At 64.7% G+C, this 21,153-nt stretch carries 23 protein-coding genes; 8 read left to right on the top strand and 15 right to left on the bottom strand.

Annotated elements, in window-relative coordinates; genetic code table 11:
* Nucleotides 1–2: 2 nt before the first annotated feature.
* The 7 genes from ACFWU5_RS18940 to ACFWU5_RS18910 are packed head-to-tail and all read right to left on the bottom strand — an operon-like array spanning nucleotide 3 to nucleotide 3,358.
* Nucleotides 3–323 (bottom strand): hypothetical protein, encoded by a 321-nt coding sequence (locus ACFWU5_RS18940; RefSeq protein ID WP_379268100.1) that lies wholly within the window; start codon nucleotides 321–323, stop codon nucleotides 3–5.
* Complete coding sequence (locus ACFWU5_RS18935) at nucleotides 320–1,624, bottom strand: FtsK/SpoIIIE domain-containing protein (RefSeq protein WP_379268099.1); 1,305 nt, start codon at nucleotides 1,622–1,624, stop codon at nucleotides 320–322. Before ACFWU5_RS18935 ends, ACFWU5_RS18940 begins: the two co-directional genes overlap by 4 nt.
* On the bottom strand, nucleotides 1,624–1,803 hold the full coding sequence (locus ACFWU5_RS18930) for a hypothetical protein (RefSeq protein WP_379268098.1): 180 nt from the start codon (nucleotides 1,801–1,803) through the stop codon (nucleotides 1,624–1,626). Before ACFWU5_RS18930 ends, ACFWU5_RS18935 begins: the two co-directional genes overlap by 1 nt.
* Complete coding sequence (locus ACFWU5_RS18925; protein WP_379268097.1) at nucleotides 1,803–2,027, bottom strand: hypothetical protein; 225 nt, start codon at nucleotides 2,025–2,027, stop codon at nucleotides 1,803–1,805. Before ACFWU5_RS18925 ends, ACFWU5_RS18930 begins: the two co-directional genes overlap by 1 nt.
* A gap of 1 nt (nucleotide 2,028) precedes the next feature.
* Nucleotides 2,029–2,622: a DUF2637 domain-containing protein gene (locus tag ACFWU5_RS18920; RefSeq protein ID WP_379268096.1), complete on the bottom strand. Its 594-nt coding sequence runs from the start codon at nucleotides 2,620–2,622 to the stop codon at nucleotides 2,029–2,031.
* Nucleotides 2,623–2,624: 2 nt separating this feature from the next.
* Entirely contained in the window at nucleotides 2,625–2,903 is a 279-nt protein-coding gene (locus tag ACFWU5_RS18915; protein WP_379268095.1) for a hypothetical protein, read from the bottom strand.
* Between the two features lie 5 nt (nucleotides 2,904–2,908).
* A complete protein-coding gene (locus tag ACFWU5_RS18910; protein ID WP_379268094.1) occupies nucleotides 2,909–3,358 on the bottom strand; it encodes a hypothetical protein in 450 nt (149 codons plus the stop codon).
* 226 nt (nucleotides 3,359–3,584) lie between these two features.
* Here ACFWU5_RS18910 and ACFWU5_RS18905 point away from each other — a divergent pair, with 226 nt between their 5' ends.
* Complete coding sequence (locus ACFWU5_RS18905; RefSeq protein ID WP_379268093.1) at nucleotides 3,585–4,283, top strand: GntR family transcriptional regulator; 699 nt, start codon at nucleotides 3,585–3,587, stop codon at nucleotides 4,281–4,283.
* Between the two features lie 66 nt (nucleotides 4,284–4,349).
* On the opposite strand, the gene ACFWU5_RS18900 is transcribed toward ACFWU5_RS18905, so the two are convergent.
* Nucleotides 4,350–5,180 (bottom strand): hypothetical protein, encoded by an 831-nt coding sequence (locus tag ACFWU5_RS18900; protein ID WP_379268092.1) that lies wholly within the window; start codon nucleotides 5,178–5,180, stop codon nucleotides 4,350–4,352.
* Nucleotides 5,181–5,900: 720 nt separating this feature from the next.
* Here ACFWU5_RS18900 and ACFWU5_RS18895 point away from each other — a divergent pair.
* A complete protein-coding gene (locus tag ACFWU5_RS18895; RefSeq protein ID WP_379268091.1) occupies nucleotides 5,901–6,044 on the top strand; it encodes a hypothetical protein in 144 nt (47 codons plus the stop codon).
* A 330-nt stretch (nucleotides 6,045–6,374) separates the two neighbouring features.
* On the opposite strand, the gene ACFWU5_RS18890 is transcribed toward ACFWU5_RS18895, so the two are convergent.
* Complete coding sequence (locus ACFWU5_RS18890) at nucleotides 6,375–6,512, bottom strand: hypothetical protein (protein ID WP_379268090.1); 138 nt, start codon at nucleotides 6,510–6,512, stop codon at nucleotides 6,375–6,377.
* A 226-nt stretch (nucleotides 6,513–6,738) separates the two neighbouring features.
* Between ACFWU5_RS18890 and ACFWU5_RS18885 the strand changes: the two genes are divergently transcribed.
* Together ACFWU5_RS18885 and atzF are read left to right on the top strand one after the other, a co-directional pair.
* Complete coding sequence (locus ACFWU5_RS18885) at nucleotides 6,739–7,443, top strand: GntR family transcriptional regulator (RefSeq protein ID WP_379268089.1); 705 nt, start codon at nucleotides 6,739–6,741, stop codon at nucleotides 7,441–7,443.
* Between the two features lie 11 nt (nucleotides 7,444–7,454).
* Nucleotides 7,455–9,155, top strand: coding sequence for an allophanate hydrolase (atzF, locus tag ACFWU5_RS18880; protein WP_379268088.1), 1,701 nt, complete (start codon nucleotides 7,455–7,457; stop codon nucleotides 9,153–9,155).
* On the opposite strand, the gene ACFWU5_RS18875 is transcribed toward atzF, so the two are convergent.
* The 3 genes from ACFWU5_RS18875 to ACFWU5_RS18865 form a co-directional block, all read right to left on the bottom strand.
* A complete protein-coding gene (locus ACFWU5_RS18875; RefSeq protein ID WP_379268087.1) occupies nucleotides 9,121–9,780 on the bottom strand; it encodes an arsenate reductase ArsC in 660 nt (219 codons plus the stop codon). The genes atzF and ACFWU5_RS18875 overlap by 35 nt on opposite strands.
* Nucleotides 9,781–10,452: 672 nt before the next feature.
* On the bottom strand, nucleotides 10,453–11,403 hold the full coding sequence (locus tag ACFWU5_RS18870) for a phosphotransferase (protein ID WP_379268086.1): 951 nt from the start codon (nucleotides 11,401–11,403) through the stop codon (nucleotides 10,453–10,455).
* 10 nt (nucleotides 11,404–11,413) lie between these two features.
* Nucleotides 11,414–14,077, bottom strand: a complete 2,664-nt coding sequence (locus ACFWU5_RS18865; RefSeq protein ID WP_379268085.1) for a hypothetical protein — start codon at nucleotides 14,075–14,077, stop codon at nucleotides 11,414–11,416.
* Nucleotides 14,078–14,224: 147 nt separating this feature from the next.
* Between ACFWU5_RS18865 and ACFWU5_RS18860 the strand changes: the two genes are divergently transcribed.
* Nucleotides 14,225–15,469 carry an APC family permease gene (locus tag ACFWU5_RS18860; protein ID WP_379246978.1) on the top strand — a complete coding sequence of 415 codons (1,245 nt, stop codon included), beginning with the start codon at nucleotides 14,225–14,227 and terminating at the stop codon, nucleotides 15,467–15,469.
* A 59-nt stretch (nucleotides 15,470–15,528) separates the two neighbouring features.
* Complete coding sequence (locus ACFWU5_RS18855) at nucleotides 15,529–16,881, top strand: serine hydrolase domain-containing protein (RefSeq protein WP_379246976.1); 1,353 nt, start codon at nucleotides 15,529–15,531, stop codon at nucleotides 16,879–16,881.
* A gap of 53 nt (nucleotides 16,882–16,934) precedes the next feature.
* On the opposite strand, the gene ACFWU5_RS18850 is transcribed toward ACFWU5_RS18855, so the two are convergent.
* From ACFWU5_RS18850 to ACFWU5_RS18840, 3 genes are all read right to left on the bottom strand, one after another.
* A complete protein-coding gene (locus tag ACFWU5_RS18850; protein WP_379246974.1) occupies nucleotides 16,935–17,969 on the bottom strand; it encodes an aspartate-semialdehyde dehydrogenase in 1,035 nt (344 codons plus the stop codon).
* A 3-nt stretch (nucleotides 17,970–17,972) separates the two neighbouring features.
* Complete coding sequence (locus tag ACFWU5_RS18845) at nucleotides 17,973–19,238, bottom strand: aspartate kinase (RefSeq protein WP_378609935.1); 1,266 nt, start codon at nucleotides 19,236–19,238, stop codon at nucleotides 17,973–17,975.
* 134 nt (nucleotides 19,239–19,372) lie between these two features.
* Nucleotides 19,373–19,942, bottom strand: coding sequence for a dihydrofolate reductase family protein (locus ACFWU5_RS18840; RefSeq protein ID WP_379246972.1), 570 nt, complete (start codon nucleotides 19,940–19,942; stop codon nucleotides 19,373–19,375).
* Between the two features lie 73 nt (nucleotides 19,943–20,015).
* On the opposite strand from ACFWU5_RS18840, the gene ACFWU5_RS18835 reads away from it, so the two are divergent.
* Nucleotides 20,016–20,588: a TetR/AcrR family transcriptional regulator gene (locus tag ACFWU5_RS18835; RefSeq protein ID WP_379246970.1), complete on the top strand. Its 573-nt coding sequence runs from the start codon at nucleotides 20,016–20,018 to the stop codon at nucleotides 20,586–20,588.
* Between the two features lie 97 nt (nucleotides 20,589–20,685).
* Complete coding sequence (locus tag ACFWU5_RS18830) at nucleotides 20,686–21,144, top strand: SRPBCC family protein (RefSeq protein WP_379246968.1); 459 nt, start codon at nucleotides 20,686–20,688, stop codon at nucleotides 21,142–21,144.
* The last annotated feature ends 9 nt before the right edge of the window (nucleotides 21,145–21,153 follow it).

Here is a 21,153-nt window from a genome sequence, read left to right as displayed (position 1 = left end):
GATCAGTTCTCCTGTGCTAGTTCGGATTTGGTGATTCCGCAGGTGTGGCAGTCGGCTTCGACGGACGAGTTGGCCCAGATCGCCTGTTGCCAGGTCGGCGGCCAGCGATGCCCGTTCGCTTCGCATTCGGCAGTGGCCGTGCAGGCGTCGCAGGTGATCCGATCGCCGTCGTAGATCCAGCCGCCGATTTTCACGCTCAGGAACGAGATGGCTTGGCTGGTCGTGTCGAAACAGATCGATTCCCCATCAGCGTCGGTGAGGACATCACCGCAGGTATCGCAGTAGATGACCACGTGAGACTCGGTAACCAGGCCGCGTTTCATGCCGCCCGCCCGAGGTCGCCGTCTTCACCGGGAATGAAGTCGGGATCGAAATCGGTGTAGTCACCCTGCGGGGTGTAGTCAGGCCGATCAGGGGCGTACGTAGCAACGAGGGTGTCGATATCGTCGTTGGACACCCAGAACGCACGCACCCGAGAAAATCCCGCCCGACCGTCTTCGGCGACATAACCCACACCCGGTGTAGCAGTAGGGATTTCATCGCACCGAGCACCACGGTCTTTGGCCGATTCGCCGTGGACCATCTTGATCTGGGTCGGCTCGTCCAGGCGCAAACCGATCCGGACGGTGAACAGCTGCCGGTTCGGCATGGTCTCTTTGGACGGGTCCTGCACCGCCGAGACCACCGAATACCCGACCGCACGGCCCTGGGTCTGCAACAAGCCCGTGAGCTGACGGAACTCTTCTTGCTCCTCACGGGTGGCATACGACGACAGGGCAGCAGCCTCATCGACGATGATCAGCACCAGCGGATCAGCCGGGGAAGGCACGAACTTACGGACCTTGGCGGCCTTGAGCTTGGACGTGCGTTCGCGCATCTGCGCCACGGCCTCGCCGAGCATGGCCAAAATGCCTGCCGAGTCCCACTCGAAACGGGTGAACAGGTCTTCCCCGCGGCTGAATTCCATGCCGCCCTTGGGATCTGCGACCCACACATCGACGTAACCGGCTTTCACCGCGGGAGCCAGTGCGGCCACGATCGACCACAACACCGAGCCCTTACCCGATCCGGTGGCACCAGCGAGCAGGATGTGAGCACCCAAGATCCGCAGCAGCCACAACCGACCGTCTTCGTGCACACCGACCGGGATCGCTTCCAGGTCCACCCCGGTCGCGTCCTGCACCGAGACAACGGGTTCGACGGGTTCGGCGAGGGTGTCGAAGCACCACAGTTCCAGGCGAACGAATCCCGGACCGGCTTGGGAGATAAGCACTTTCGGGACACCGAGGTACTGAGCCAGGGCGTCGGCGGTGTCGTCGTTGGTCCAGTCCGTGAGCTTCTGTCCGCCCACGATCTGCACTTCCAGCACGGCGCCGGAAGGGGTTCGATCGACACCACCGATGATGGTCGGCCAGCAACCGGGAGCACCCAGGCCCAGCGCGGACCACATCAGGGCGAGCTGGCGTTCGTTGGTCAGGATCACGGCGGCGGTGCGCAATTCCGCCGGCACTGCGTCGAGGGGATCGACCTGGCGGCCGAGGTAGACCACGCCGTCGAGGTGACGCCACCACAGCAGCACACCAGCGGCGATCACGGTGGACAGGGAAACAATGGTCGTACCCATCACCGCACCCCGCCGTCATCGCAGAACATCGCACAGGCCGGAGTCGGCGGTACGTCGGTGGAGATCATGACCGGGGCGTCGTCGTGACTGTCGCCGAACATCATCGGTGCCAGCGGGAACAACACGATCCCCACGACCAGCAGCACACAGACCGCGACCAAGCGCAGCAGGTCCAACATCACGCCACCGCCCGCAGCGTGAAGGTGTAGTCGTTGAGGGCCGCAGTGAGCAGGTCGACCAGGATCGCGGCCTGCGTGGGTTCCAGGAACAGTGCACCACCGTCGATGGACACCGCGACCAGGCCCAGGTGGTGCAGGTAGCCCGCGTTGAGGTCACCGGTCACGGGCACCACGTCGGTGGCGTTGTCGTAATAGATCGGGACGAAGGGATCAGTGTTTGCCATGTCAGTAACTCCCGGTAGGAGCCGCGACCGGGGTAGGGCGCGGAGGTTGGAAGGGTTGGACCGCCCGCACCGGCGGCACGGTGATCGGCTGAATAGACGCCAGCGGATTCGGTGAATGAGTCGGCGCAGTCGTCGAACTCGGTTCGGGTACAGCGGGTTCGGGCACAGTCGCTGGTTCGGCGGTAGGGGCGTTTCGGGCGCGGAGCAGCACGGCCAGGCCGTGGGTATCCAGCAGCAGAGCAGCCGGGGCGATCACCGCGAGGATCGCCGCACCAGCACCGTGACCCGAGGCCAGCGCGTGAGCGATGTTCCCGCCGATCGAGACCGTCGCCCCGGCGATCAGGACCCGAGTGAAGAACGATCGTTCGGGACTGTCGGCCAGCGCCAACACTGCGATAGTGGCCTGAATGATGGTGCCGTCCACGATGACCGGGAACAGCCACGCCAGATGAGTAGGTGTGTGGGCCATGACCGCGAGGTCACGCAGGGCCGCGAACGACAGCACGAACGCGGCCAGGCCGATAACCGAGACAACGAGAACGGCGGACCAGCGCGCCCACCGAACACTTTGGGGCTGCTGATCCGCCGTACTCACGGTCACGCCGCCTTGGGCTCAGTCGCGGCCAACACGGCGGCGATCTGCTCAGTACGGACGTGCTCGGCGGCGTCGTGGACCATCAGCAAGCTCGGCAGCTGCTCGGCGAGCTGGCGAACATGGTCCATAGTGAGGAACACCGTCGAGTGCCCCGCCGTGCTTTCCAGCTGAACCCACACCTTCGCCGGGTGCGTGAACCCGAAGTCGGGGTCAGTACGAGGACCGTGGTACTCGACCGTCATCGATTCGCAGAGGTTGCCCGACATGAGGATGTGCGACATGACGATCACGCGGCCTTGTCAGCGATGGGACGGTTGCCCTTTGCGCCGGAGTTATCGCCCGCGATGCCGGTGGCGTAGAACTGGTAGCTCTGGTACTTGAAGTCACCCTGACCAGCGATCTTCGGTTCCGCCATCAGACCCTCGACCACGAGGCGACGCATCCCCGGCAAGCTCTCCTCCGCCTGCGGGATCGGCACAACCTCCGCAATGAACCACAGCGCGAACGACGCACGGTTGGCCTTCAACTCGGTCGGGTCGGTGACGTTGGCCTTCCACATCAGCAAGCCCGTACCGGTACCGGTCTTCGGATCGAAGTCGCGACGCTGCTCGGGCATCGCGTTGCGGTCGGGGTTGTACTTGATCAGGGGCTCGATTTCGCCCATCAGGATCAGGTCTTTCGGGAAGACCTCACGGAAGTTCGGTACCTGGAAGCGGAATCCGCGTGTGATGGCCATTGCCGTATCTCCTTGTGTCGGTTGACATTTCGAGTCTCTGGCCGGTTCGTCGTCCGGCCGTGACTCTAGTGTATGCGCAGTTGTGTATGCACACAAGCAATTGCGCGCAAGTCGTAAGTGCTGGACGTTTGCCAACCAGGGCGTATGCGGGCATTGACCTGTGTGTATGACCAGTTGCGTATACTGAAAAAGAAGACACACGCCCAACGCGAGAGGGATGAAATTCATGTCCGAGCCGCAGTACGTAGCCATCGCCGGTAAGTTCGCCCGCGACATCCGCAGCGGGAAGCTGATGCCTGGCACTCAGCTACCGAGCTACGCGGAACTCACGACGAAGCACAACGTCTCGGCCATCGTCATTCGCGCGGCGGTCGACCTGCTGATCAGTCAGGGGCTTGTGAGGACAGTGCCGCGGCGAGGGACGTTCGTCGCCGACCGGCCGAATCTGGTGCGGGTGTCTCCGGAACGGCAGCTCGAGGATCCCGAAGAGACGTTCCGCAGCGAGTCAGACGACGAGTCTGAGCAGAAGGTCGTAGTCGACCGCCACGTCCAGGAGGTCAGCGCCAGCGACGAGGTGGCCGCGGCGCTCGGACTGAAGCCAGGAACTCGGGTCACCCACACCATCACGCGTGCAAGCGAAGATGGCCGGCCTATTTCGATCTCGGACACCTACCAGCCGATCGGCGTCGAGGGCATCGCCGGTGCAACGTTCCTCGAGGAGACGATTTCGGACAGTCTCCCGACGGCTACTCACGCGGAATGGCTGAGGGCTTCGCCTGGCGGCCTGGTGAAGTCGGTCTACCAGCGCTTCATCGCTCCAGGCGACCAGGTCGTGATGATCTCGTACGTCTCCTACCCGCGAGATCGATACGAGGCGTTCGTCTTTCGCATGTCGCTGAACCCCGCGGACGCCACGAACGGCTAACCCAGGTCAAAGCACCAGCCCGGTCACACCATCACCGATGACGTGGCCGGGCTGTTCTGTGTTCCGCTACTGCCGCAAGACCCATCCTTGTGCGACATCGCAGTTACGGAACCACGACACGTAATCGGCATCCTCCGCGACGAGCTCCCACCGCTCGGCCAGCCTGGCGAAAAACGCATCATCGCCAGTCTTTCCGCCCTGGGGCTCACCGACGAAGACGAGCTGGGTACCGCCGTCGTGCTCGAACGCGGCCAGCGCTTCGGACGCCATCGAATCCCCCCACCCAGGCGGCCAGCACAGGAACAACACGGCATCGGCCTTGTCCGCGGTTGCATACGCTTCCAGGCCCTCTACTTGGTGCCATATCGCCTTCTGCCCGCTCACGACGGGGAATGACGGATTCACCGTCTCGTTCGGCGGTTCGGAGTCGAACGCCCTTACCCGACATCCCTTATCCGCGAGCTGTCCAGCCCAATACCCGCGACCCGCTCCCAGTTCCAGCAGCGTGCGGCCAGCGGCGAAGTCCCCGACCCATGCCAGCGTCTCAGGCGACGGAATCGCATACGCGTAGGCGGCCTGTAGGACTGTCTCCGCATACGCCAGTCGCGCCTTACCCGAATGGCCATGAACGCCACGGCGGCCTTCGCTGTCTCGGGAAACGACTGGTGCCACGACGTCCCAATACGGGTTGCCGGATACAGTCGCCCCTCCCGTCAGAAAATGCACCATCCTGAGATCGAACGATGCATCATGCTCCCGATCCCCCGAACCCGGCAGGCGCATCACGGTATCCAGATAGTCCGCGACGTGGGGGAACGCGGCGTTCAACCTCGCTTCGTCCTTGAGTAGCTCTGCCAGTTCTATCCGTCGCTCTGTCGTCAGTACGAGCCCGCTCATGCTTCGATTCTCGGTCGTCCTGACGCCCCGTGGTCCTGTGACGCGAAAATCACTGCCATGACCTCTGCCTCACCTGTCGAGCGAGCATGGTGGAAAGGCATGTACGACAACCGATCTGGTGCAGGCCAGGGCCGGATTCACGGCACCCCAAGTTGTTGAGCACCCGTCACTTCACGAAGTGGTTGCCGAATTCCGCTATATAGAGTCAAGGGGCGGCTGACGCCGCCCAGCGGCGCCGCCGCGCGGCACCGCACAACCCGCCGGCCTCCGCTTCGCTCCGGCAGGCGGGAGCGTTGGGCGCGTCGGCACCGCTTTGGCGAGTGGCAGCACGCCCATTCCGCCTATCTGGCTACTTCTTGCAACAACCGAGCAGAGCAGGGCGCGACGGGTGCCGTACCCGATCGACCTCCCGCAGCCGACAACGAATCCGCCAACACTCTGCCCGGTCGACTGGCTGTGGTCCCGACAGACAACGTCGACAACCGCGGGAACAGTAGGTTTCCTAGCCTCCTCATGGCCCGATGATCTGACTTCGGTGCGGGCGAGTAAAGGGCGCTTCGCGTCACTCCGTGATGCCTATCGGCCCCCTTGACTAGCCCTTCCCTCAGCGCAGAGATGGCCAGTATGAGGAAGCAGGGGAAGGGAAGTCACCTAGCGACCGAAGAGTCCGGTGGCCTGAACGCCCCCGGCGTAGCCCTATGCCGCCGTACGATCCAGGCTATGTATCAGGTAGTCGTTTTTGGTGACAGCCGAAAGGCCGAGAAGAAGATGAACGAGATGGCAGCGCAAGGCTGGTCGCTTCATACCATGTCAGTGGTGTACGGCCCATCAGGCTACGAGTATGTCCTCACGTTTGTCCGCTGAACGAGACGCTGCCATAAGCAGCGATGCCACCTTGCAAGCTAGGCAGCGAAAAGGCAGCGAGGCAGCTGCTACCAGACGGAACTCATCGGCACCCGACGTGACAGAAAGCCAGCTCAGCGGCACTGGGTGGGACCAGCCGGGAGCCTGGAGCAACGTTCGGGACGAAGAGGTCGCAGGTTCAAATCCTGTCACCCCGACGTGTTGGTTGAGACACAGAAAAGCCCCTGACTTCGGTCGGGGGCTTTTCGCTTGTCTATGCGAGGTCGACGACGAGTCGCTGCGGTCCGCAGCCTGCATCCAGTTCGACGCCGAGCGCGCCGGCTCGGCGGACTACCGAGATCCGGTGTCCCTGCCTGTTCCGTCGCGAAGGTCGGGTGAGGGGTCGCGGTCGAGGGGGTTCGGCCAGTAGATGGTGAGGGCCGTGGTGGTGAGCAGGCCGAGGATGAGGGCCAGGATGGCGGGGTTCATGGGTTGCCCTTCCGGGTTAGCGGAGTGGGGAGCGCGGCGGTGGGCTCGTGGTGTCAGTGTGGGCGGCTCCGGGGTCGGGTGGGGTTGCCTGGGTGTTCGGGGTTCGTTGAGAAGTTCTCCCCGCGTCGGGATGGCGATGGTGAGGGTCGTGTGTGTGAGCAAGGGATAACGTGGCGCTTACTTTCTGTCACTTGATAGAAATTAGTGGTCGATAGCGTATACATCCATGTCGACAAGGGTGGATGCAGCGGGCGAGGGGGCGGGGAGGCCGCTGCGGGACGTCGTGTATTCGACGTTGCGGGGGGAGTTGATGAACGGGGATATTCGGTTCGGGCAGCGGCTCACCGAGCCGAAGTTGTCGACACGGTTCGGGATTTCTCGCACGCCGGTGCGGGAGGCGCTCACGATGCTGTGCTCGGACGGGCTGTTGCAGCGCGAGGAGTTCGGGTTCAGTCCGGTGCGGCCCAGTGTGGCGCGGATTCGCGATCTGTACGAGCTGCGGCTGACCCTGGAATTGGGTGGGATGACGCGGGTGCGGGTGGATCCGCGGATCACCCACGACGCCGCGCTGCTGCGAGCCGAGCAGCGCAAGTGGCTGGCTTTGCAGGACGATCCGCCCGCCCAGGAACCGGGGTTCGTGGTGGTCGACGAGGAATTCCACGTCGCGCTGCTGACCGCGGCGGGCAATGCCGAGATGGTGCGCGCGCTGGTCGCGGTGAACTCCCGGATCCGGCATGTGCGCATGTACGACTTCATGATCAACAACCGCATCGAGACCACGATCAGCGAGCACCTCGGCATTCTCGACGCCGTACTCGCGGGCGATCTCGTGCTGGCGCAGCGCCTGCTGCACACCCACATCGGCGACTCGCTGGATGTGGTGCTCGAACGGATCTCGCGGGCGGTCGCCGCCATGTCGAGCAGCGAATAACAGGAGCGTCGATGTCCGCAATCACCCCGACCGCGCGGGTCACCGCCGCCTACGCCCGGATCGCCGAGGTGGATCGGCCCGAGGTGTGGATCACGCTGCGTGCGCAGGATGTGCTGGCCGCCGAGGCTGTCGAGCTGGAACGTCGGGTCGCCGCCGGTGCGGATCTGCCGTTGGCCGGTCTGCTGGTGGCCGTGAAGGACAACGTCGACCTGGCGGGGTTGCCCACTACGGCCGCGTGTCCCGAATTCGCTTATGAGGCCACCGAAACCGCCGCGGCGGTGCAGCGACTGGTCACGGCGGGTGCGCTGGTACTGGGCAAGACCAACCTCGACCAGTTCGCGACCGGACTGGTCGGCACTCGAAGCCCGTACGGCGCGGTGCGCAACGCCTTCTACCCCGAATTGATCTCGGGCGGTTCGAGTTCCGGGTCCGCGGTGGCCGTCGCGCTGGGCATCGTCGATCTGGCTATCGGCACCGACACGGCCGGTTCGGGTCGCGTGCCTGCCGCGTTGCACGGTATCGTCGGCATCAAGGCGACGCTGGGCGTGATCCCCACCCACGGGGTGGTGCCGGCCTGCGCCGACTATGACGCGGTCACCGTTTTCGCCGCCGGCTTGGAGCTTGCTGTCGCTGCCGCAAAGATCATGGCGGGCAAGGACTCTCGTGATCCGCGCAGTAGAGGCTGGCCTACCGATGTCCGCCTCGCCCCATCCACCGAACCTTCTCTCGCGATCCCCCGCCCCGAGGATCTCGAACCACTGAGCGCGCCATATCGTGCCGCCTTCACCGAAACCGTTGCAGCCCTGCGTGATCAAGGCTGGCGCATCACCGAAGTCGATATCTCACCACTGTTGGATGCCGCCCGGCTGCTCTACGACGGCGCGATAGTCGCGCAACGCTATGCGGCCGTCGGCGAATTCGTCGACAAGGGTGTGCCGGGACTGGACCCCACTGTCGCTGGAATCATCAGCGCGGCAAAAGAACTCAACGCATCCGCTTATGCGCAAGACCTGGACTACCTGGCCACAGCACGCACGACCGCGACGGCACTGCTCGCCGACTTCGACGGACTTCTCCTCCCGACAACCACCGAACACCCTTCGATCGCCGAAGTCGAAGCCGACCCACTCGCCATCAACCGCCGTCTGGGCACCTACACAAACTTCTGCAACCTGCTCGACCTCGCGGCCGTCGCCGTCCCCGGAAAACCCACGGCACAAGGACTTCCATTCGGCGTAACAGTCGTAGTCCCCGCCTTCGCCGACCAAATCGCCGTCGACCTAGCCGCTCGCATCACCGGAACCCCACCCCCACTGTTCATCGAAACCGGTGTGCCCCTTGCAGTTTTCGGCGCACACCTGCGAAATCAACCCCTGCACTGGCAACTCGAACAACTGGGTGCCCGCTTCGCCGGCGAGATCACCACCACCGACGCCTACCGCCTCACCGCCCTGGACACCGTCCCACCCAAACCAGGACTGGTCCGCCACGGCGACGGCCAGGGCGCACCGATCCGAGGCGAACTGTTCCTGATCTCCCCCGCCGGCCTGGGCCGATTCCTCGCCGAACTACCGCCGCCCATGGCTCTGACCAGCATCGATCTGTCCGACGGACGCTGCGTAGTCGGCTTCGCCTGCACCTACGACGCCGCCGTGGCCGCCACCGATATCACCGATTTCAGAGGCTGGGTGGCGTACCTACAGGCTCGGTGACGTCGATTCCCAACTCGGCGAGCAGGCCCATCACGCGCACACCGATGTCGTCGCGGATGGGCCGCACCTGCTCGACTTCCAGCCCGGCCGGGTCCTCGATGATCCACTCCTCGTACCGCACCCCCGGCACCAGCGGGCAGGTGTCGCCGCAGCCCATGGTGACGATCACGTCGGCGGCGCGAATGATCTCGTCGGTCCACGGTTTCGGGTACTCACGCGAAATATCAACGCCCACTTCGCTCATCACCGCCACCGCGGCCGGATTGAGCTGCCCGCCGGGCACCGACCCACCCGACCAGGCCACCGCGCGATCCAGCGCCAACTGTTCGAAGAAGCCCAACGCCATCTGCGATCGTCCCGCGTTGTGCGTGCACAGGAACAGCACCGTCGGACGCGGCTTGGCCACCTTGCCTTCGATCTTGGCCAGCGCGTGCAACCGCTGACGCCCGAATCGCTCGGCCAGCAACGGCAAATACAGGGTCACCGACGCCCTGGCGGCGAAGTCTTGGTAGGAGGAGTGCAGGAAACGGTGGATCGTCTCCAGCTCGAACATCGTCGCGAACTCTTCGCGCAGCCGTACCTCAGCACGGTCGAGCGCGTCGGAGTGCTCCGCAATATCGACCACCCCCCAACCCTTACCCGAAACCGTGACATACGCAAACGGCCGGGCCGATCACCAACACTGCGACCGGCCCGGCCCACTACTGCACGACACGTCATGGAACTTGCTCGGCCCAGCCCGTCAGTGCGGTTACCGTCGGCAGTGCGGCTTCAGCATCTGGAAGAGCCGCCCACTGGTCTGCACCGCCGGGTCCGACCGATCACCCCTCGCCACCGATCGGACCCGGATGTTCCGGTGTCCGAAACAACAATGCGGTGTCGGTCTCTAGAGCTTCTTAAGAACAACTTGTCGGCACCAGCGGGTCTTGCGCGATGATGGAAGAACCGACAAAGGAGAGCGACGATGGAAACTGCGATCGTCTGGTTGCTGGCAAGCATTTTGTATTGGTTCAGCAACTACTGATTCCGCGGCGCGGCCCCGCCGCCGCGCCTGCCCTTCCCCCACTGACACACGAGGCAGGTACGCGTAGCCGTGCCTGCCTCGTGCCGTTGTGCGGATCACATCGAGCCGTCGGAATAGTTCGAAGCCGACCTCTGTTGAACACACTGTCGACGTCCGAACAGCCCCGGGCCTCACCCCTTAGTCGCTACGAGCGACCACCCGCCGAGAGGCGCTTGTGGGGCGTCGGCCCCAGCGGACGCCGCCAGGTCACCCTCATCGACCTGGCGGCGTTTTCTATTTTCCGTGCAGCGCGCAGGCGGCCAGGCTGTCGACGATGCCGACCATCTCGCGATATTTGTTCGCTGCGGGCGATCCCGGATAGCGGACGTTGTGTCGGTAGTAGCGGTGGTAGGCGATGATCAGGGCCGAGAGCTCGACCATTCCGCGTAGAACGCCCGCCCGCTCCTCGGGTGTCACCTCGATGACGGACGAATAGCCTTCGACGATCGCTTCCGCACGTTCTCTCACGAGGCTGCCGTCCACGACACCGAGACCGATGATCGCCATGCCGAGATCGAGCATCGGGTCCTCGCGGCACGCGGTTTCCCAGTCGATGATGACGAGGTTGCCCGCTTCGTCCACGATGATGTTGTCCGAATACAGGTCGCCGTGGATCAGCGTGTCCGGCCGACCACTATGGATGTCGCCCAACGCGTCGAGTCGCCGCGTCAGCCAGTCCGCGAACTCCCGATCTTCGAAATCGACGATCCGCGAAAGGTGTTCGGCAGACAACCTGCGGCCTTGCGCCGGTAGCTGTGCGTCGCCGACCACCTCGTCCACGGAAATCCGGTGCAGACGTGCGAGCTCTTTGCCTGCTTCGCCGAGAAGCTCGGCAGGGAAGACGGGGTAGACGTTTCCGTCGACCCAGCGCTTCAGAATCATGACCCTGCGCTCGGAGTCACCGCCTGAGCCGAGGACGACCGTCGGCTGGTCGTCGACCGTTCGAACCAACACTGTGGTCTTGAAATGCTTTTCCAGCATGCCCATCAGTGATGCCAACAGGGGCGCGCTGTCGGGAACGTTGTCCAGGACAGTCAGTGCGTAATCCGCACCCTTCACCTCATGGACGCGAAAGCTCGAATTGGCCGCGCCACCGGGCACCGGCTCGATCGCGATCTCACCCAGTCCATACCGGTCGGCGATCACGCCCCGGTCCAGATCTTCCAATCTCGTGTATTCAGCCATGCCCGATTCGTCAGATCCTCCCAGTAGCGGCGAGCTCGGCCCGCCGATCCGTGACCAACCCACTCCACCGCTGTTTCGCCGTGACCTGCCCTTCGATCCAGTCCGAGCGCAGGGCCGACGGCGAATCCTGGTTGGTGAGCATATAGGCGATCTCGATCAGGTACGCAAACTCAGCACCGTTCACACTCTCCCGCAACAGGATTCGAGCACGCTCGCTCAGCTGCGGCGAATCGACAACGGCGGCGTGGAAACACCCGGCCAGTCGGGCATAGCCGGCCAACGATGTCAGCCCGACAGCCGTGGCAGCGGCGGCTACTTCATCGACCCGTTGCGGGAGTTCAGGATCGTGCCCGGCCTCTACGACCAGCTCGGCGACCTGTAGCAACACTTCCGCCCAGCCGACCTTTGTCTTCTGGATCAGCTCGAGGGCGTGGTCGACCTGAACTCGGGCTCTGGCTCGGTCTTGAAAGGCGGCGGCGAACGCGAGATAGGACTGACACAGCGCAGCCTCCCCCGACAGGCCGTTCGACGACGCTTGCTCTCGCGCCACCGCCAGCGACGTACAGGCCAGCGCGATATTTCCCTGCGACCACCAGAGCTCGCCGAGCGCACGCTGTTGCCTGCCGTTCACGCCGAGCTGTTCGGCGATCTCGAGCGCGTCGCGGAATCTGCCCAGCCTGCGCAGCAAATGGTGCAGACCGCGGCGGGCATCGGGTGCCAACCGTCCACCGCTGAGTGCGACCGCGCGCATTCCCTGCATGGACGCGTCGAAATTGCCCAGATCGCGCTCACACATGGCGATGTAGTACATCGGGATCTCCCGCAATTGCGCTGGGAGGTCGCCTGTTTCGAGGATCGCGCGCAGCCTTTCCGCAACCCACTGCCGGTGGGCACTGTTGCGGCTCGCGACCACCGACAACGTCGCGGCCAGCGCGGTCGCCGCGGCACTGATGGGCAGCGGTGTGCCGTCGACGGCGCGCGGAGGGTCGCCGATATCGATCACTTCGACCGCCGAGTCTCGCGCGAAGTCGACGGCGGCGTCTTCGAGCCATCCCAGACGCAACGAAAAATCGCGGGCCAGTCGCAGACCCGCGCACAGACAGGCCACGAGCACCCGGCGGTCGTCGGCCGCGTCGCGCCACTGCGCGCCGATCGCATCGAACGCTCGTTGCGCGGCGCGGCGCCAGTCTGCGTCGCTCCACGGTTCGCGCGAATTCCGGTTGAAATCAGCCGTGCGAATCGCAGAACGCACCAGTTTGTGTACCCGGTAGGGCCACAGCCCTGAGTCGTCGTGTTCCACGAACGGACGCTCGACCACGCACATCGCCGCGCTGTCATGCGCTAACCCCGCCGCGGCGGTCGCCAGCTCGATCGAGAAGGACTCAAGCAGACTGACCGCGCGGACGACCAGCTTTTCGTCCGAGGTGAGATCACGAAAGGTCTTGGTGACCAGCGCCTCGAAGTCGCGGTCGAATGCCTCGACCGGTGGGACGGTGCCCTCGCTCTGCAGAAGGTCGACGAACAGCGAAGCGGCCATGTCGAGGTAGAGCGGCAGGCCTTCGGATCTGTCCGCGATCAACCGACGGTGCTCGCTCGGAATCATCGGGAGGCCATCGCTGATCAACCGCTGCGCGAGAAACGTCTCGCGGTCGTGGGGCGAGAGATAACCGACCAGATGCTGACGTGGCTCCCCGGTCTCCGCTCGCAGTAACGGCCACCGGACCGCCCCGGTGTGCCACAGCGTTTCGCGTAGGCGGGCGTCATCCCACTCCAGCCGATTGCGACCGGTCACCACGAACAACACGTTCGGCATCAGCCAGACCAGGCGGTTGATCAGCCGTTCGTTCTCCCGGTTTCCGCGCTCGGCGATGTCTTCGAAGGTGTCGAGTAGAACGACCGGCAACAGCGCCTGCTTCGGCGGCAGCTGGGCGATGTCCCAGGCCAGCAGGTGGGGGTAGTAACTGAGCGCGTTGAGGTCTGGCTCCGCTTCGAGAATGGCGGGTAGCCGCCTGCATCGGAACGCGAGCGCGTGGTCGTGTCGCTCGCGTAGCCCTTTGACCAGCGCACTGACACTCTGACTCACCAACCCGCCCACCATGCCCGGCAACTCGAAGTTGTCCGCGACTTCACCGAGGAGTTCGTTGACCTGTTCGGGCAGTCTCGACGAGATCCTGCTCAATCGTCCTCGCGCGCGCAGATAGTCATCGAGCGACTCACCGGCGCGGTTGGCCTCCCAGTATCGGCTGAGCGCGAGGTCGAACGCCGGCGCTCGATGCCCATGCGAGGCCAGCGCCAGCCGGATCGCCAGAATCACTTCGGTCAAGTCGAAGGTCGTGCTTCTCGCGAGGTCGAGAAACACCGGAACTGTCCGGGGCAGCGGCGGATCCGGCACGTCCCAGTGCGACATCGCCACGTCGTCGCCGCCGAAGCGACGCCGCAGCTGCTCCGACAGCGTCGACTTACCGATACCGCCGACGCCGTAGAAGACGAGCACGTTGCGCCGCGGACTTTCGAGATCTTCCACGTCGAACGTCGGGGCCGACACGGCTTCCCAGACGTTGCGGACGCTCTCGACCGCCGCCGCCCACTCGGTGTCGCGATCGGAGAACACCTCGTTCGCCTTGAAATCTGCCGCGTTTCCCCGAAAAGCGTCGTCGAGACTCGACGGTGCCATGCTGATCCCCCTGACCAGATTGTCGACATGAAATGTCTTCTGCCAGTGTTCCATCCCGCTATCGAGTGCGCAGGCGTGTTCGGAATTCCCTGGTGATGTCGGCTACGTCCGGTCGCGGGCCCCGTACGGATGCTCAAAGATGGACGCATGACTTCGAACGGGCAGTTGCGGCGCGAGTTGGGGTTGGGGGATTCGGTGGTGGTGGGGTTGGGGGCCATGGTGGGGGCTGGGGTTTTTGCGGCGTTGGGGCCTGCGGCGGGGGTGGGTGGGTCTTGGTTGTTGGTGGCGTTGGGGGTGGCGGCGGTTGTGGCTTATTGCAATGCGATGTCGTCGGCTCGGTTGGCTGCGTTGTATCCGGTGTCGGGGGGGACTTATGTGTATGGGCGGGAGCGGTTGGGTGCGTTTTGGGGGTATTTGGCGGGGTGGGGGTTTGTGGTCGGGAAGACGGCGTCGTGTGCGGCGATGGCGTTGACGGTGGGGAGTTATGCGTGGCCGGGGCAGGCGAATGCGGTGGCGGTGGGGGCTGTGGTGGTGGTGACGGGGGTCAACTATGTGGGGGTGCAGAAGTCGGCGTTGGCTTCGCGGGTGATCGTGGTGTTGGTGTTGGCGGTGTTGGCCGCGGTTGTGGTGGTGGGGTTGGGTGGAAGTCGTTCTGAGGCAACAGTTCTCGATGCTGCGGTCGGCCCGTATGGGGTGTTGCAGGCGGCGGGGTTGTTGTTCTTCGCGTTCGCGGGGTACGCGCGGATCGCCACGCTCGGCGAGGAGGTGCGGGATCCGCAAAGGACTATTCCGCGCGCGATCATGCTCGCGTTGGCGGTGGCGTTGGCGGTGTACGCGCTGGTGGCGGTGGCCGCGTTGGTGACGTTGGGGTCGGGTGGGCTTGCGGCGGCGCGTGATCCGTTGGCGCAGGTGGTGCAGGCGGCGGGGGCGTCGTGGTTGGCGCCGGTGGTGCGGGTGGGTGCGGTGTTGGCGGCGGCGGGGTCGCTGATGGCGTTGATCCTGGGGGTGTCGCGGACGTCGTTGGCGATGGCGCGGGATGGTCATCTGCCGAGGTCGTTGGCGGCGATTCATCCGAAGTACGCGGTGCCGCATCGGGCCGAGTTGGCGGTGGGTGTGGTGGTCGCGGTGCTGGCGGCGACGGTGGATCTGCGGGCGGCGATCGGGTTCTCGTCGTTCGCGGTGCTCGCGTATTACCTTGTCGCGAATCTGTCCGCGGCCACGTTGACCGTGGCGGAGGGCAGGCCGGCGAGGTGGGTTCCGGTGCTGGGTGCGGTGGGGTGTGTGGTGGTCGGGTTTTCGTTGCCGATCGGGTCGGTGTTGACGGGTCTTGGTGTGCTCGCGGTGGGTGCGGCGGTGTACGCATTACGGGGACGTGAACATACCGGCGAATAGGGGATGCGGCGGCCCCGCTATACGGGTTACGGTGCGGAAACGGGTCTACGCTGCCCCACATGCGGCACATCACGGGCGTTTTCGCATCCACGATCGCTGCTGTGCTGGCCTCGGCGAGCTTGATCGCCGTCCCGGCCGGGGCCGCGCCGAGTGCGACCTGCGAGGTGACTTCCGATCGCGACCTCGAACGTGCGCAACCCGAACAGGTCGGGATGGATTCGGCGAAACTCGAAGCGGCACTGCAGTTCGCCGCCACCCGCAATCGGCTCAATGTCCAGATCTTCCGGCACAACTGCCTCGTCGGTGAAGGGCTGCGCAACGGCGAGACCGGCAATACGCCGTGGAATATCTGGAGCGTCACCAAATCGGTGGTGTCGATGCTGGCCGGAATCGCTTCCGACGAAGGCAAACTCGACATTTCCGCCCCGATCGACCGCTATCTGCCGCCGGGTCTGGGCGATGCGGTGCACCGGTCGATCACCGTGGAGAACCTGCTCACCGAGACCTCGGGGATGAAGGTGGGGGTGTTGTCGGAGGGCATCACCGCGGTGATCCCGATCGACCCGCACTCTGCCGTGCAGGCGCTGTCGGTGGAGTTGACCAACCCGCCCGGCACCACCTTCAGCTACAGCCAGCGCAATGTCGACCTGCTGTCGTATGTGATCGAACTGGCCGTGCGCGAACCCCTCCAACAGTTCGCGCAACGAGAACTGTTCGACCCGCTCGGCATTCCGCGCGGCGACTACTACTGGGCCAGCGACCGTTCCGGCCACACCTACGGGTACGCGCACCTCATGCTGCCGCCCAACGACCTGGCCAAGATCGGCCTGCTCGTGGCCAACGACGGCCGATGGGGCGCGCACCGGGTGCTGTCATCGGAGTATCTGCGCGCGGCCCGTACACCGTCGAAGGCCAACCCCTGCTACGGCTACCTGTTCTGGTTGGGCGCCGATTGCGGTGAAGCTCCCGAATTCCTGCCCGACGACACGTTTTTCATGTCCGGCCTGGGCCTGCAGAATGTGTTCTTCCTACCGAGCCTGGACCTCACGGTGATGTGGACCGGCCCCTTCGGCAACCAAACCGCCTACGGCCCCAGCGGCATCCTCGCCCACGCCGAAGAACTCCCCCACGAATTCTTCCGCCGCCTGTTCACCGCCATCACCGACACCAAGGTCCCGATCGCCGACCCCTACGTAGAACCCCCACTCGAATTCGACGCAGGCAAACTCATCGACGCCAACATCCTCCTGGCCGTCTTCGGTATCGGCCCCGGCGCCTACCCCGGCTGCACAGTCTTCGACTGCCTCAACCAACCCCTGGCCGCCCCCTTCGCCAGCATCCCCCCAGGCTGCGCCATCCTCGCCTGCGTAGGCAACGACCCCCGCACCCCAGGCATCCGCGCGATCCGTTGAAACACAGCGGCCCGGGTCACCCATCAGGTGACCCGGGCCGCTTCAGTGATGTCTCAGCGGTTCTCGAGCAGAACTTCCGCGATCTGAATCGTATTGAGAGCAGCACCTTTTCGCAGGTTGTCACCCGAGATGAACAGCGCCAACCCACGCCCACTCGGCACACCCGGATCCTGACGAATCCGCCCGACCAGCGAATCATCCTGACCGGCGGCAGCCAGCGGAGTCGGCACATCGACCAACCGCACACCCGGCGCCTTGGCCAGCAGTTCCTGCGCCCGCGCCACCGACAGCGGCTCGGCGAACTCGGCATTGATCGACAGCGAGTGCCCGGTGAACACCGGAACGCGCACGCACGTGCCGCTCACCAGCAGGTCGGGCAGGCCGAGGATCTTGCGGCTCTCGTTGCGCAGCTTCTGATCCTCGTCGGTCTCGAACGAGCCGTCGTCGACCAGCGCACCGGCCAGCGGGATCACATTGAACGCGATCGGCGCGACGTAGTTGTTCGGCGCGGGGAATTCCGCGGCCGACCCGTCGTGCACCAGCTTCTCCCCGTCGGGTGCCACCGCGCGGATCTGCGAGGCGAGCTCCTCGACACCGGCCAGTCCAGAACCCGAAACAGCCTGGTACGACGACACGATCAGACGCTGCAGCCCGGCCACGTCGTGCAGCGGCTTGAGCACCGGCATCGCGGCCATGGTGGTGCAGTTCGGGTTCGCGATGATGCCCTTGGGCAGGTGGCGGGTGGCCTCGGGGTTGACCTCCGAGACGACCAGCGGCACATCGGGATCCTTGCGCCAAGCCGAGGAGTTGTCGATCACGGTCACACCGGCGGCGGCGAAACGCGGGGCCTGCACGCGAGACATGGTGGCACCGGCGGAGAACAGCGCGATGTCCAGACCCGTGGGGTCGGCGGTCTCGGTGTCCTCGACGACGATCTCGCCGCCACGCCAGGGCAGGGTCTTACCGGCGGAGCGAGCCGACGCGAAGAATCGCACCTCGTCGGCCGGGAAGTTGCGCTCTTCGAGCAGCTTGCGCATGACGGTGCCGACCTGACCGGTCGCACCGACAACACCTACACGTACACCCATTGCTTAACGCCCCGTTCCGCCGTGGACGACAGCAGCCTCGTCGCCGCCGAGATCGAATGCCTTGTGCAACACCTGCACGGCCTCATCCAGTTCCGTATCGCGCACCAGCACCGAGATCCGGATCTCCGAGGTGGAGATCAGGTCGATGTTGACGCCCGCGTTGGCCAGTGCCTCACAGAAGGTGGCGGTGACGCCGGGGTGCGACTTCATGCCCGCGCCGACCAGCGAGACCTTGCCGATGTGGTCGTCGGACAGGATCTCGGCGAAGCCGATCTCGGCCTGGCGTTCGGTGAGCTTCTGCACCGCGCGGACCAGGTCGGTCTTGGGGCAGGTGAAGGTGATGTCGGTCTTGCCCGTGTCGACCTTGGAGATGTTCTGCAGCACCATGTCGATGTTGATCTCGGCGTCGGCGACCGCGCGGAACACCTTGGCCGCGTAGCCGGGCTCGTCGGGCAGCGCCACGACGGTCACCTTGGCTTCGCTGCGGTCGTGTGCGACGCCGGTCAGGATTGCCTGCTCCACGGGAATGTCCTCCATCGATCCGAAAACAGTGGTGCCGATCTTGTCGGTGTAGGACGACCGAACATGAACGGGAACGTTGTAGCGGCGCGCGTATTCGACGCAGCGCAGCATGAGCACCTTCGACCCGCAGGCCGCCATCTCGAGCATTTCCTCGTAGGAGATGTTGTCGAGTTTCTGGGCGTCGGGGACGATGCGCGGGTCGGCGGAGAAGATGCCGTCGACGTCGGTGTAGATCTCGCAGACGTCGGCTTTCAGCGCCGCGGCCAGCGCGACGGCGGTGGTGTCGGAGCCGCCGCGGCCCAGCGTGGTGACGTCCTTGCTGTCCTGGCTCACGCCCTGGAAGCCCGCGACCAACACGATCTGACCTTCGGCCAGTGCCTCCTGCAGGCGGCCGGGGGTCACGTCGATGATCTTGGCGTTGCCGTGCGCGCCGGTGGTGATCACGCCGGCTTGCGAACCGGTGAACGAGCGAGCCTCGGCACCGAGGGTGTGAATGGCCATGGCCACCAACGCATTCGAGATGCGCTCGCCCGAAGTGAGCAGCATGTCCATCTCGCGAGCGGGCGGCGCGGGGGCCACCTGCTCGGCGAGATCGAGGAGCTCATCGGTCGTGTCACCCATGGCCGAGCACACGACTACTACGTCGTGCCCCTGCTTCTTCGTCTCCACGATCCGTTCAGCGACGCGCCGGATCCGCTCGGCGGTGGCCACCGAGGATCCTCCGTACTTCTGAACTACGAGAGCCACAGCAGGTCCTTCACGATCGAGTGTCAGGTTGGTATCAGCGACCAAGAGTACCGGGCTCGGGCCACCGGATTTGCTGCTACCTACCCTGCCTGCGGAAACGACACAGGCTTGTCACCTGTGGCTACCCTCCGGTTTCAGCTCCGATCGAACCAGGTGACCTGCGTGCCACTGGCCAATTCGTGGCGTCGGGTCGGGGTGAAAAGTGTCGGTTTGAAGACGCCGGTGAAGGCCGGGATGCCCGCGCCCGCGATGACCGGGTAGCTCTTGACGATCAGCTGGTCGATCTCGTCGATGAGCTGACCCGCGAGGTTTCCGCCACCGCACAGCCAGATGTCGAGTCCGTCTTGCCGCTTGAGTTCGCGGACCAGTTCCACCGGGTCGTCGACGATCTCGACGGCGGGGTGATCGCTCGCCGCGAGCGAGCCGGACACGACGTACTGCCGTAGGTGCTGGAACGGGTTCTCCACATGCTCGCCCGGGAGGATGTAGGTGCCGCGGCCCATCAGCACGGTGTCGAAGCGCTGGGCAGGGAGCTCGGGGTCGAGGCCGAGGTGCGGCCGGATGTGCGTGGGCATGGTGTCGGGGAATTCCGTCGACAACCACGCCACGTAGTCCGGCGGGATCGGATAGAAGTCGACCTCGCCGTCGGGACCTGCGATGTAACCGTCGAGGGAGACGCCGATGTAGTAGACAAGCTTTCGCATGGGGTTACCGCCTAAGTTGTTGTACTGTATATGTAGTGGTTTCAACGTAGTACTACGAATGGAGTGGTGTCAAGTGCGAACTAACCCCGAACGACGGCAAGCCCTGCTCGACGCGGCCATCGACGTCCTCGCCGACGAAGGCGCGCGCGGCCTGACCTTCCGCGCGGTCGACAAACAGGCAGGCGTCCCGGCCGGAACCGCCTCGAACTACTTCGCCAACCGCGACGAACTGCTCACCCAGGCCGGCGTCCGCTTCTACGAAGTGGTCCAGCCCAGCGAGGAGACCATGGCCCTGGTCAGCGACGGCCCCAAGAACATCGACAACATCACCGCGCTGATGAAAGAAGTGGTCGGCCGCCTCGAATCACACCGCAAGGCCTACCTCGCACTGCTGGAACTGCGCCTGGAAGCCACCCGACGCCCGGAGTTGCGCCAAGTGCTCACCGAACGGGTGCGCGCCGACATCGATTTCAACGTCCGCAACCATCTGGCATCCGGTCTGCCCGGCGACGCGGAGTCGGTCCTACTGCTGTATCTGGCCCTGAACTGGCTCATCGTGGAACACCTCACACTGCCCGGAATCTTCACCGAGGAACAGAGCATGAGGCTGATCGAAACCGCCGTCGAGCGTGTGATAAGCAGCTGACCCGGTCATATGTCCAGACCATAGACGTGTTGACGATCACTGACTCACCTGTGCACAATCGGGCGCGAACGACTGCGGTTTCGGAGGATAGACAAAGATGCGCTCGAAGATCGACATCCGATTCACCGTGGACGCTGAGGTCGACCAAGTCATGGACGCGCTACTGGCGGTCGACATGACAGCGGAGTGGTCCACCTCCTACAGCGACGTCCGGGTGGGCCCGCGCGACAACGACGGCCGACCCCGTCGCGTGTTCGTCACGGCCCATTTCATGGGCAACTCCGACGCCCAAGTGCTCGAGTACGCCTGGGAACGCAACCGCGTGTCGTGGACGGTGGTGGACAGCAGTCGCGGTTCCAAGGGCGGCGGCTGGATCGACCTGACCGAGGGTCGCGAGGGCACCGAGGTCGACTACCACGTGGAACTGTCACTGCCACTGCCCATTCCGGGCATCCTGTTCAACCGCTCGCTGCGCAAACTGCACGACGAGGCGGTCTCGAACTTCATCGACTTCGCCGAGCGGTTCCCGGAGATCAGCGGGTACGCGGCGGGCTAGTTCCGCCAT

The sequence above is a fragment of the Nocardia sp. NPDC058640 genome, from assembly GCF_042716995.1.
Lineage (GTDB): Bacteria > Actinomycetota > Actinomycetes > Mycobacteriales > Mycobacteriaceae > Nocardia.
Note: the sequence above shows the minus strand (reverse complement) of the source record. Positions and strands in the feature narration are given on the sequence as shown.